Below are 13151 nucleotides of genomic sequence, written 5' to 3'. Positions count from 1 at the left end.
CTAAGCCTCAAGACGTATTACATTTTATGTCCTTAGCCAAATGTTTCCTCTCTAGAAAGAGACTATAATGAAATCATAAGAGATGAACATTAGGAGGAAACGAAAATGAAAAAAATGTTAATGTTAAGTGGTATATTAGTTGGAACTTTACTATTAGGAACAGGATGCAATGTGTTAACGTTTGCTGCTGATACACAAGAAACAAATATTGTAGTGGAAAAAGATCGCGCCAAACAATTGGATGTACAGTTAGAGCTAGGTGCAGGTGAGATGACAGTTACAGCTGGAGCAGATGACTGGGTTGATGGAGTCATCACATTTAATCATGATAATCTTGAGCCGAAGGTATCGTACCGATTGTCAGGTGATACTGGTAAATTAAAAATCAATCAACCAGATAAACAGATAAATATGGGTAACATCAAAAATAAATGGGATTTAAAATTATCAGATAATGTGCCAGTAGCATTACAAGTTGAGTCGGGAGCATCTGAGACGAATCTTAATTTACAAGGATTACAGTTAGAAGAACTTGATGTGAATGCGGGTGTAGGCAATATTACGATAAATTTAAATGACAACTGGAAAGAAAGCTTTAAAGCAAATATCGATGCGGGAGTTGGGAATGTAACTCTGATTTTACCAGAAGATGTAGGAGTAAAAATAACAACTGAAAAGGGCATTGGTTCGATGGACTTCAAAGGCTTTATATCTGAAGGGAACGGCGTGTACGTTAATAAAGCATATGAAACTGCTGATGTTGTTATTACGATTGATGCAAACATGGGTGTAGGGAACCTTACATTCCAGTTAGCGAACTAAGGAATTAGGCTGTTGCATTTTGCAACAGCCTTGTTTAATGAGTAAAACATATTTTAAGCTCCTATCAGGAGGTAGGATACGTCAGTAATGGAGGTCTTGCGCTTTTAGTTTCGAATTATAATAAAAGTCATGTATCCTATATAAGCAAGAGTAAGTACTAATCCTTCTAACTTGGAAATACGATGTTTGGATCGTGAGAAAAGAAACAAAATAATAGTTAGCACAATAAGAATGACGGCATCTGTGAAAATTTTCGTATCGACGGGAAGCGGAGCTACGACTGAGGCTATTCCTAACACGAATAGAAGATTAAAAATATTACTTCCTATAATATTACCAAGCGCAATTTCACTCATTTTCTTAATAGCTGCTACAATTGATGTGATCAGTTCTGGTAAAGAAGTTCCTAGTGCCACAACAGTCAGCCCTACTAGCGTTTCACTCATTCCAAGTGCTAAAGCAATTTTTATACTGCTGCTTACAACGAGCTCGCCACCAAAAATAATAGCTAGGAGACCACCAAGCGTGAACATAATACTTTTCGTTATAGATGTTTTTTCGGTGGGTACATCAATTTCATATAGGGGCGCTCTGTCTTTATTGTTGAGAGCGGCTTCAATGATGTAATACATAAAAACAGCAAAAAATAGTAGCAATATAATTCCATCATTTCGTGAGACAATTACAGTAGTACTGTCTAAAATTAAAATATACATCGCAATAGAAGCTAGTAAAGTAAACGGAATTTCCTTTCGAATCGTACTGTTTTCTACTTTTAAAGGATTAAACAAAGCCGTCAAACCAATTACAAGAGTAATATTAAAGATACTACTGCCTACAATATTAGCAACAGCCACATCGGCATTTCCTTCCAAGGCCGCAATAATGCTCACTGTGCCTTCAGGTGAACTCGTGCCAAATGCAACAATAGTTAGACCGATAATAAGTGGAGAAATATTAAGGAATGTAGCAATTTTTGAAGCACCATCTACGAAGAAATCTGCTCCTTTAATAAGTAACACAAAACCAACTATTAAAAGAAGATAGCTCATATGTCACCCTCATTTATAGAATTTTGTTGATTGTGATGTATCGTTCTCAGAAACCAATTTTGAACTGTACTCCTTTCTCAATAGATAAACCAGTGAGCGTGCCTCTTAACAAATTAATCTTATAATCCAATTGCTTACTGATAAAAGCATATCATTAATACTTAACACTTTAGAAGTTTAAACACTCTTATAGTTAAGGCGCTACTTACAAGATGAAATCAGTAAATGTGGGACGAGACATCTTGTGTGGCCAGCACGTTGATGTAAGCTAAATTCTGTCATGAACTGACCTTTCGTTCCCATTTATACATTGTATTTTTAGCTTCAATTGACCATTCATCATGTGGGCATCATTTCTACGCATTATTGTGGCACAAAAGCTTTAACGTCCCTCAAACACTTTGTTATGATCTTCAAACTTTTCTTTGTAAGGAAAAAGGGTGCCCCTTTTGGGACACCCTCCTATCTCTAATATTGTGTATTTGATGTAGAGAAAAGTCTTTAGTGAAATTTTTGTCTATATGACAGGAAAACTAAAGTTGAAAAAATAAGTTATGCATTCTCTTTATATTAGGATGGTCTAAATCTTTGGTTGAAGATTCTCTTTGCCTTTTCCGTGTTAGCAAAATGAAGCTTTGTGTAATATGGTAATGCTTGTTCGCCTAATTTGGAAATAAGCTTACTAGCGGCAATATCTACTTGAGAGCCAGCTCCTTTAGGAATTGTGAATCCTGCTTTCTCCGATAATTTATCTATTTCTCTTACAAAAGCATAACGAGCAATAATGGAAGCCGCTGCAACGGATAGATGGAGTCCTTCTGCCTTTGTTTGGAAATATACGTTGTCTTTAACAATATTTTTTTCATGTTTAATATGGCTGAAGTAAGTTTGACCTTGAACAAATTGGTCTATAAGAATCGCATCCGGTTTTTCAGGTGATATTTTTTCAAGAACATTAAACAATGCCTTGTTATGTAGCTTAGCTTTCATGACACCTTGAGAAAGTCCTTTTTGTTGGAGTTCATTATATTTCTCGTTATGTAAGATTAGCAAAGAGTAAGGAATTACCTTTATAAGTTGTTTAGCAATGCTAATAATTTGAGTGTCATTTAGATTTTTAGAATCCTGTACCCCAATCTCTTTTAAATAAGCATGATCATCTTTTCGTGCAAAGGCTGCTACAACGGTAATAGGGCCAAAATAATCACCAGTTCCAACCTCATCAGATCCAATGACCGATAGGCTTGCAAAATTAGTAGGTAGGCTTGAAGATATATTTGCTTTGTTTGCTACTTTTTTTTGAGAAGAAACAGCTGTACTATTATCATGCCATTTATTTGCTTCTTGCTGTGCATTAGCTCCTTGAAAAAGAATCTTACCCGATTTATAAGCTGTTATGGTGCAACCGGCTGGTTTAGCTTGAAATACGCCTCCTTGGGGGATTTTGGCGGTAACAGCATGCTTGTAATAATCACTCATTTTCTCTAAAATATTTGGTGTAACTTTTAAAACTACGTGTGACATAGCTTCTCTCCTACTGTTTAATATACAGACATCATAACATGTATCTTTCATGGTTCCCATTTTCATGGTAAGATAAGATGTAAACTTTTTGTGATAAAGTAAACTTTTTATTGACAACAACGTTATAAAAACAATTTGTTCACGATAGCGCTAGCTGTTCGTGATTCTGTAACACTTTAGGGAGACTAATGGAAATAGAAATTTCTTGCTTGAATGTTTGGTTAATAAGCTTGCACTTTTCTTATCGTATAAAAAGAAAATTTTGATTTTACATTACTGTCTAGCTCTGAGCGCCAGTGGCTCGCGGGAAAAACACCCCCTGTTTTTTCCTAGGTCACTTCGGCCCAGCCGATGAAGTCAAAGAGCGACTTCACCTTCTGGTCCTCTAGTGCTCTGCGCCGCTAGGCGGGCGCTATGCGCTTTTCTTACAAAGGGGGTTTATGCATTTGGCAGAAAAGAAAAAACTGACAGTAGATATTTATGGACAAACATATTCCATTGTTGGTGATGAGAGTACAAGTCATGTAAGAATGGTAGCAGCTATGGTCGACGACAAAATGCATGAACTAGCGAAAGCCAACCCGCAGCTTGATATAAATAAGCTTGCTGTTTTAACAGCTGTGAACGTCGTACATGATTATGTAAAGCTTAAACAGGAATATGATCAGATTATGAAACAAATTGAAAAGGGTTGAAACTAACATGATGAGCATAGTATTACTTGTAATTCTTGTCCTTGGTTTCTTAGTTGGCGTAAGACGTGGTCTTATATTGCAGCTTGTACATATGACAGGATTTATTATTGCATTTATTATTGCATTTATTTATTTTGACAATCTTGCGCCTAGACTAAGGCTATGGATACCTTACTCTACATTAGATGAGGAAAGTACGATAAAATTTTTATTTGATACTACAGGCTTAGATGAAGTGTTTTATCGTGCATTTGCGTTTGTTATTATATTTTTCTCAGTAAAAATCCTTATGCAAATTATTGGATCAATGCTTGATTTCCTGAGTCACTTACCGATTTTAAAACAAGTGAACGCTTGGGCAGGGGGCATACTTGGGTTTATTGAAATCTATTTAATTATGCTAGTATTTTTGTATATTGTAGCTCTTCTACCTTTGAACTTTATCCAAGATGCTATACAAGAATCAGCGCTTGCAAAAACAATGATTCAGCATACACCGATATTTTCAGCAATCATCAAAAATCTTTGGTTTCAATATATCGGATAAGGGTAGGTCCGCGCGGGCTTACCCCTTTCTTTTTTACTTTTTTAAAAAATACTTGTATCATTTTGCATAGTATTTCGTAATACAATAAGAGGCTTATATACAAAAGGGGTTATGTAATATGGCTATACATAAAAAAACGATTATTTCTCTGTTAGAGACAATTGCTATATATCTTGAGCTAAAAGGTGACAATCCTTTTAAAATATCAGCATATCGTAAGGCTGCCAATGCGTTGGAGCAATCAGACAAAACTTTATCAGAAATTGAGGATTTTAAAAAAATAACGGGAATTGGGAGTGGTACAGCTGCTGTTATTGAGGAATTTATAAACACCGGCCGCTGTGAAACGTTAGAAGCATTAAAGGCTGAAGTACCAGAAGGTCTTATTAAGCTTTTAAAAATTCCAGGCTTAGGCGGGAAAAAGATCGCAAAGCTCTATAAAGAATTGGGCGTAGACAGTATTGAATCCTTGCAGAGTGCTTGTGAGCAAGGGAAGGTTCGTGAATTAGCGGGATTTGGCGCTAAAACAGAAGAGAAATTGATAACAAGTATTAAAGAGATCGGTACCCGCCCTGATCGCCTTCCTATTGCGATGATGTTAGAGGTGGCAGTAGATATCGAACAGTATATAAAAAGTATCTCAAGTATACAGAAGTTCTCAAGAGCAGGTAGCTTACGCAGGATGCGTGAGACAATAAAAGATTTAGATTTTATTATTGCGACAGATAACCCGAGTGAGGTTCGTGAGCATTTATTACAAATACCAAAATTCAAGGAAACAATTGCAAGTGGCGATACAAAAGTATCTGTTGTGTTATCCTATGAATACGATATTTCTGTTGATTTTCGCTTAGTTAAGCTAGAGGAATTTGCAACGACATTGCACCATTTTACAGGCTCAAAGGATCATAATGTTAGAATGAGGCAGCTAGCAAAAGAACGCGGCGAAAAAATTAGTGAATACGGTGTAGAGCATAGTGAAACAGGTGAGGTTAAGACGTTTAATTCAGAGGAAGAGTTTTTTGCTCATTTTGGTTTAACTTTTATTCCACCAGAGATGCGTGAGGATGGAAGAGAAGTGGATCAACATCATGAAGTCCCAACTCTAGTATCTTTGCATGATATTCGTGGCGATTTACACATGCACTCAACATGGAGTGATGGCGCACATTCTATTGAAGAAATGGCTATAGCGTGTATGGAAAAGGGTTATTCATTTATGGCTCTTACAGATCATTCACAATATCTAAAGGTAGCGAATGGATTAACTCCCTCTAGGTGGAGGGAACAACGACACGAAGTTGCCCGCTTAAATGAAAAGTATGCAGAAAAAGGATTCAGAATTTTATCTGGGATTGAGCTTGATATTCTCCCAGATGAAACGTTAGATTTTGATGATGCTATTTTAAATGAGATGGATTTAGTCATTGCTTCCATTCATTCTGGGTTTTCGCAATCTCGAGACACTATAATGCGTCGTTTGAAACGAGCCATTGAAAATTATCATGTAGATATTATTGCACATCCAACAGGTCGATTAATTGGAAAGCGAAGCGGTTACGACGTAGATGTGGACATGCTAATAGAGTTAGCTCTTGAAACTGACACGGTATTAGAGTTGAATGCAAATCCTCACCGGTTAGATTTATCAGCAGAATATGTTCGAAAAGCGCAAGACGCTGGTGTTAAAATTACAGTTAATACAGATGCCCATCATTTAGACATGCTTGATGATATGGCCATAGGTGTTGCAACAGCACGTAAAGGCTGGTTACGCAAAGAAACAGTTATTAACACGTGGGATTTAGATAGGCTAATAAGCTTCTTAAATAGAAATAACACAAAATAAAAGGGTGGACTTTGACAGAGGTCCAAATAATTGAATATGTGGTTGTCGTTTTGACAGCAAAGGAGTGACTCCATTTTGCAAAAGAGAGCTTTAAAAGTATTAGAATATGATAAAGTTATTGAACAGCTATCACAACACGTTTCTTCGTCTCTTGGAAGAGAGAAAGCAACGAATCTAATGCCATCTTCAAGCTATGAAGATGTCATGCGTTGGCAGCTAGAGACAGATGAAGCAGCGAAAGTGTTACGATTGAAGGGACAGTTTCCGTTAGGTGGTATAACTGATATTCGTCCCCATATTAAGAGAGCAAGTATAGGCGGTATGCTCTCACCAAACGAGTTGTTACATATTGCAGGGACTGTGTATGCGAGCCGGCAAATAAAACAGTTTGTTGAAGAAATGGTAGATGCGGAGATAGACATTCCTATAATTGAGGAGTATGCTGACCAGCTTAATCCACCATCTCAGCTTGAGCAAAATATTAATCATTGCATAGATGAATACGGTGGCGTTATGGATGGTGCTAGTGATAAATTGCGGTCCATTCGCCAGCAATTACGAACAGCAGAGTCACGTATACGCGAAAAATTAGAAAGCATGGTTCGTTCATCGCAAGCAACAAAAATGCTTTCTGATGCAATTATTACGATACGAAATGACCGCTATGTACTTCCTGTTAAACAAGAGTACCGTAGTGCATATGGAGGAATTGTACACGACCAATCATCTTCTGGAGCTACGTTATTCATAGAGCCACAAGTGATTGTGGATTTAAACAATACGTTGCAGGAAGCGCGTGTTCGCGAGAAACAAGAAATTGAACGAATCTTAATAGAATTGTCTGAACAAGTAGCTGAGCACGTTGATGTATTAAGAGAAAATGTACTTTTGCTAACTGAATTTGACTTTATGTTTGCGAAAGCAGCGTATGCCAAGAAAATAAAAGCCACAAAGCCAAAAATAAATAATTATGGCCATATAAAAGTGTTTAAAGCTCGTCACCCACTTCTTGAACCAAAGGAAGTTGTTCCAAACGACATCGAAATTGGCGGAGAAGAATTCTCCACGATTGTAATTACGGGGCCAAATACAGGGGGTAAAACAGTTACATTAAAAACAGCTGGATTATTTACATTAATGGCACAAGCAGGGTTACAAATTCCTGCTGAAGATGGCTCGGAAATGACAGTGTTTGATAACGTATACGCCGATATTGGTGATGAACAATCAATTGAGCAAAGCTTATCCACATTTTCTTCCCATATGGTCAACATTGTTGACATACTTAAGCAAGCATCAAGTGACAGCTTAGTTTTGTTTGATGAACTAGGTGCGGGTACAGACCCACAAGAAGGTGCTGCGCTGGCTATTTCTATATTAGATGAAGTTCATAATCGTGGGGCGCGTGTCATTGCAACTACACACTACCCTGAATTGAAAGCATATGGATACAATCGGGATGGTGTTATTAACGCTAGTGTTGAATTTGATATAGAATCGTTACGCCCAACCTATAGGCTGTTAATCGGTGTGCCTGGACGAAGCAATGCATTTGAAATTTCAAGACGACTTGGATTAGGAGATCATGTTATTAACCGAGCAAAAGGCCTCATAGATACGGATACAAATACGGTTGAAAATATGATTGCAGCTTTAGAGGATAATCGTCGTAAAGCGGAAGAAGAATTACAAGAAGCAGAAACGATTAGAAAGCAAGCGGAGGAGCTGCACCGTGAATTACAGCAACAAATAATAGAGTTAAATGAAAATCGAAATAAATTGTTGGAGAAGGCGGAGAAAAAAGCAAAAAATGCAGTTGAAGAGGCACAAGCCGAAGCTGAATCAATCATAAAAGAGTTAAAACGGATGAGATCACATGCACAAATTAAAGAGCATGAACTTATTGACGCAAGGAAACGTTTAGAATCAGCTGCTCCAACTTTATCAAAAAAGATACCTAAGTCCCCATCACCGGCCCAACAAAAGCGTACGTTGACCGCTGGAGATGAAGTAAAGGTACTATCTTTCAATCAAAAAGGTCATTTAATAGAAAAAGTAAATGATCGTGAATGGCAAGTACAGATGGGTATTATGAAAATGAAGGTAAAAGAAAAGGACATGGAATTTATTAGTAGTCCTACCCCTGTTGAAACAAAACCACTTGCTGCGGTAAAGGGTAAGCAATACCATGTTAGCTTAGAGCTTGATTTACGAGGAGAGCGCTATGAAGACGCCTTATTAAAGGTTGAAAAATATATTGATGACGCTCTATTAGCTGGATATCCGCGCGTTTCGATTATTCATGGAAAAGGAACAGGCGCTTTACGAAAAGGGGTGCGAGAGTACCTTGAACAGCATCGTTCTGTTAAGGGAATTCGCTATGGAGAAGCCGGTGAAGGCGGAACAGGCGTGACAATTGTCGAATTTAAATAGAGGTGTATAAGGAGAGTGTAGAATATGGCTAGCTTTTGGCATAATCCATATGTAGAGACAGCGGCTTATTATAGTGTTGTTGTACTTAGCATTATTGTTTTTTTATCAATTTTTGAGGTAGTGACTAGGTATAATAACTGGGAAGAGATTCAAAAAGGAAATTTGGCAGTTGCAATGGCTACAGGTGGGAAAATTTTTGGGCTAGCTATTATTTTTCACTTTTCTATACAACACCATGACTCCTTAATAACAATGCTTATATGGGGAATATTTGGTTTTATCTTATTAATGACTGGATATTTTATTTTTGAATTTTTAACACCAAAATTTAATATTGATCTTGAAATTTCAAAAGATAATCGAGCAGTAGGTCTTATCTCCATGTTGATTTCGATTGGATTATCATTTGTTATTGGAGCAACTATTGTTTAAAGAGGAGTAAGATTGATGGAAAAGCTAGCGAAAATATTAATTTTTTGTTGTGTGTTGTTTTTTATTATAGGAATAATATATTGGTTTATAAAAGCATAGCACCCCAATTGGGTGCTATGTTTTTTTTTTCTTGGGCGGCACAACTAACACAGTCGTGCTTCTAAGCGTTGACTTCCGCTTCGTTGCGCTCGCTTTCCGCGGGCCATCAGATCCCTCCTTCAGTAATATTCCCGGAAAACTGTGAAGAAGAATCATACACAAGTAACTAGATTAATAAAAGTTTACAGATAGGAGAAATATTTTATTAAATATAAGAACTAAATAACTATTTGAAGGAATATATATTAGTATGTCCTCATCAAAATGTATGCTGATGTTTAAATAATTTTCTAATGTATTTAATGGGGTAGGGGCTTCATCAATTTTCGGACAAATAAGATTTTGAATAGTATAAATGTCATGTGCAGAGGACGAAAAGCACTTAAAAACAAGATAAAGGTGACATAAGGAAAAGTAATATGATTTTTTTAGAGTCTATTCACACATTTCTATGTAGCCAATCTCTTTTACTGTATGCCAAGTCAAAACTTATTGATTCTTAGAATTATAGGAAAACACAAAAGTTATTTGTAAAAATTATCTATATTTGTAAGTTTGTCACTTGTTATTATTTGTAAAATGATATCAAGCTGTATTATAATATTTAAAAATAGTGAATTTTTAGAAAAAAAGAGGAGGAATTATACTATGGAAATCCAAAGGCCATGGTTGGAGCATTACCCCGAAGAAATTCCGCACACACTAGACTATGAAATTTCACCACTGCACCAGTTTTTAGAACAATCTGCCGATATGTATCCCAACCAGACCGTTATTCATTTTTTAGGTAAAGAAATTTCATTTAAACAGTTGTACGAGCAAACAGTTCGCCTATCTAATTACTTAGTAGAGTTAGGGTTGAAAAAGGGAGATAGGGTTTCCATTATGCTTCCTAATTGTCCGCAAGCTGTTATAAGCTATTATGCTATTTTGATGGCTGGTGGCATTGTTGTGCAAACAAACCCACTATATACTGAACGTGAACTTGAGTATCAACTAAATGATTCAGGTGCAGATATCATTATTGCATTAGACTTGTTATTTCCTCGTGTTTCAAAAGTGAAAGCGTTAACAAAGTTAAAACACATCATTGTTACAAGTATAAAAGACTACTTACCGTTTCCTAAAAATTTATTGTACCCTTTCGTACAGAAAAAGCAGCAGCAGGTTGCTGTTAAAGTAGAGCATGCTGGTTCGAACCATTTATTTACGAAGATCATTCAAACAACTGAACCAATACCACCAAAAGTTGAGATTGATCCTGAGGAAGATGTAGCTGTATTACAATATACTGGTGGAACAACGGGATTCCCCAAGGGCGTTATGCTAACACATAAAAATCTTGTGTCTAATACATTAATGAGTAAGGCTTGGATGTATAAATGTGAAAAAGGAAAGGAATCAGTTATGGGCATTATTCCTTTCTTCCATGTTTATGGCATGACAACTGTTATGAATCTATCAATCATGCAAGGATTTAAAATGATTTTGTTACCTAAGTTTGATGCTACAGATGCCTTGAAAACAATTGAAAAGCAAAAGCCAACCCTATTCCCAGGAGCACCAACTATTTATATCGCTTTACTAAATCACCCTGAAATATCAAGTTACGATCTTTCTTCTATTGATTCATGTATTAGTGGATCCGCTCCTCTTCCTGTAGAGGTTCAGGAGCAATTCGAAGCTGTAACAGGTGGGAAGGTTGTAGAAGGCTATGGATTATCTGAAGCATCCCCTGTCACGCATTCTAACTTCTTATGGACAAAACGAAAAAATGGAAGCATAGGTGTACCTTGGCCTGATACAGATGCGAAAATTTTAACCCTTGATACGGGTGAGCCTGTTGAACCGAAAGAAATTGGAGAAGTTTATATTCGTGGTCCGCAGGTTATGAAAGGCTACTGGAATAAGCCGGAAGAAACCGCAGCTACTATAAAGGATGGCTGGTTAGCTACAGGCGACTTAGGGTACATGGATGAAGACGGCTTCTTTTATATTGTTGACCGGAAGAAGGATATGATTATAGCGGGTGGTTTTAATATTTATCCACGTGAAATTGAAGAAGTGTTATATGAACATGAGAAAATCCAAGAAGCCGTTGTGGCAGGTGTACCTGACGAATATCGTGGTGAAACAGTAAAGGCATATATAGTATTAAAAGAAAGAGCTCAAGTTACAGAAGAAGAGCTTGATGCCTTTGCAAGAAAATATTTAGCAGCATATAAAGTTCCACGTGTGTATGAATTCCGAAAGGAGCTGCCAAAGACTGCAGTCGGTAAAATTCTACGTCGTACGCTTGTGGAAGAAGAGCGTACAAAACTAGAAAAGGTAAAATAAACACAATAAATTACGAGTATGCTAGTGCATACTCGTATTTTTTCTTTTATTTGTCCTTGCATCAGGACAGACAAGTAGTATAGACCAATAAAATTAGACTTGTTCAAGAACATTTGATGTTTGGCTACATTGCTGTAAAGCTTGTTCAACAGATTGTAACGATTGCTCTATTCGTTCAGCGTTGCTCCCTTTTTCCACCGTTTGTAGCGCTTGTTGTAAACTATCGCGTGCATTTTCTAATGCTGAACAAGACTCTTGAACATATCCGCGTGCATTTTTTTTCATTATGTATTCCTCCTTTCGCTAATAGTGTGCGAAATATTCATAAGTTCATACATGTATATACATACTAAAATTAGGAGGGAAGGAATATGCTGCAAATAATTATGTTGTTAGTCATAGCGATGCCAATTAATGAAGAACTACATTTGAAATTCCAAGGGGAGAAAATCGGACATGTTACACGATCAGAATATAGTGTTCCACTCTTAGACATACCTGTTATAAATACAATCCCATATGCTGAATTAACAAATAAACTTGATGCTCAGATTCGTAAAGCCCCTGAGAATGCAAAGCTTGATGACTATGGCAATATTGTAACTGAAAAGCTTGGGCACTCCTTACATAAAGAAAAATTTAGAGAGTTGTTTAGTGATTATTTTTTTGGTTTAGGTCCCGCTACAATAGAACTACCGATTAGACCTATTTATCCTAAAGTCGACAGTGAACTTTTGTCTAATATAAAAACAAGGCAGTTATCCGTATATGTAACTTTCTTTAATAGTCGTAACAAGGAACGAACTAATAATATTACAATTGCAACACAAGCGATAAATAATACGGTAGTTTTTCCTGGAGAGACGTTTTCTTTTAATAAAGTAGTGGGTAAACGTACAAAAGAGAAGGGGTATTTACCTGCACCAGTAATAGTGAAGGGCGAGCTATCTGAAGGGATAGGAGGAGGGATTTGTCAAGTATCCTCGACTTTATATAACGCGGTCGATAGAGCAGGTGTTCACATTGTACAGCGCTATTCGCATAGCCGTAGTGTACCTTACGTGCCACCTGGTCGTGATGCAACAGTAAGTTGGTATGGACCAGACTTTGTTTTTAAAAATAAGTATAGTCATCCGATACTTATACGTGCTAGAGCTATTGATGGGAAAATGCTAATTAGAGTATTTTCAGCAGATGATATTGATTATAGGCCTCGAAGCGGGTCTTAATCGTTTTTAGTTTAAATTACAAAAAGGCTCCCCCTAAACTTGTTATTCGAAGGAGCCAAGTTCCTAGCTAGATTAGGAGAATTCCTAATATTCCTGTGAAAAAAATAAGTTCCGTTTATGGCATCAGTCAGT

At 36.8% G+C, this 13151-nt stretch carries 11 protein-coding genes; 8 read left to right on the top strand and 3 right to left on the bottom strand.

What is annotated here, in order from left to right; translation table 11 throughout:
* Window positions 1–105: 105 nt before the first annotated feature.
* Window positions 106–822, top strand: a complete 717-nt coding sequence (locus EJF36_RS15085) for a toast rack family protein (RefSeq protein WP_260471913.1) — start codon at window positions 106–108, stop codon at window positions 820–822.
* A 104-nt stretch (window positions 823–926) separates the two neighbouring features.
* On the opposite strand, the gene EJF36_RS15080 is transcribed toward EJF36_RS15085, so the two are convergent.
* The gene (locus tag EJF36_RS15080; RefSeq protein ID WP_125907106.1) at window positions 927–1874 is read right to left on the bottom strand and encodes a calcium/sodium antiporter; all 948 of its coding nucleotides are present in this window, start codon (window positions 1872–1874) and stop codon (window positions 927–929) included.
* Between the two features lie 570 nt (window positions 1875–2444).
* The gene (gene rnhC / locus EJF36_RS15075; RefSeq protein WP_125907105.1) at window positions 2445–3398 is read right to left on the bottom strand and encodes a ribonuclease HIII; all 954 of its coding nucleotides are present in this window, start codon (window positions 3396–3398) and stop codon (window positions 2445–2447) included.
* A gap of 440 nt (window positions 3399–3838) precedes the next feature.
* Here rnhC and zapA point away from each other — a divergent pair, with 440 nt between their 5' ends.
* The 6 genes from zapA (at window position 3839) to EJF36_RS15045 (ending at window position 11790) form a co-directional block, all read left to right on the top strand.
* Entirely contained in the window at window positions 3839–4093 is a 255-nt protein-coding gene (gene zapA, locus EJF36_RS15070; protein ID WP_125907104.1) for a cell division protein ZapA, read from the top strand.
* A gap of 7 nt (window positions 4094–4100) precedes the next feature.
* Window positions 4101–4640, top strand: coding sequence for a CvpA family protein (locus tag EJF36_RS15065; RefSeq protein WP_125907103.1), 540 nt, complete (start codon window positions 4101–4103; stop codon window positions 4638–4640).
* Between the two features lie 118 nt (window positions 4641–4758).
* Window positions 4759–6489 (top strand): DNA polymerase/3'-5' exonuclease PolX, encoded by a 1731-nt coding sequence (polX, locus tag EJF36_RS15060; RefSeq protein ID WP_125907102.1) that lies wholly within the window; start codon window positions 4759–4761, stop codon window positions 6487–6489.
* Between the two features lie 75 nt (window positions 6490–6564).
* Entirely contained in the window at window positions 6565–8922 is a 2358-nt protein-coding gene (locus EJF36_RS15055; RefSeq protein ID WP_125907101.1) for an endonuclease MutS2, read from the top strand.
* A gap of 24 nt (window positions 8923–8946) precedes the next feature.
* Window positions 8947–9354 (top strand): DUF350 domain-containing protein, encoded by a 408-nt coding sequence (locus tag EJF36_RS15050; protein WP_125907100.1) that lies wholly within the window; start codon window positions 8947–8949, stop codon window positions 9352–9354.
* A 747-nt stretch (window positions 9355–10101) separates the two neighbouring features.
* On the top strand, window positions 10102–11790 hold the full coding sequence (locus EJF36_RS15045; protein WP_185806929.1) for a long-chain-fatty-acid--CoA ligase: 1689 nt from the start codon (window positions 10102–10104) through the stop codon (window positions 11788–11790).
* Window positions 11791–11883: 93 nt separating this feature from the next.
* Here EJF36_RS15045 and EJF36_RS15040 read toward each other — a convergent pair whose 3' ends face one another.
* Window positions 11884–12075, bottom strand: coding sequence for a hypothetical protein (locus EJF36_RS15040; RefSeq protein WP_125907099.1), 192 nt, complete (start codon window positions 12073–12075; stop codon window positions 11884–11886).
* Between the two features lie 86 nt (window positions 12076–12161).
* On the opposite strand from EJF36_RS15040, the gene EJF36_RS15035 reads away from it, so the two are divergent.
* A complete protein-coding gene (locus tag EJF36_RS15035) occupies window positions 12162–13019 on the top strand; it encodes a VanW family protein (protein ID WP_125907098.1) in 858 nt (285 codons plus the stop codon).
* The last annotated feature ends 132 nt before the right edge of the window (window positions 13020–13151 follow it).

The sequence above is a fragment of the Bacillus sp. HMF5848 genome (assembly GCF_003944835.1).
Taxonomy (GTDB): domain Bacteria; phylum Bacillota; class Bacilli; order Bacillales; family HMF5848; genus HMF5848.
This window is presented reverse-complemented; position numbering and strand designations above follow the sequence as displayed.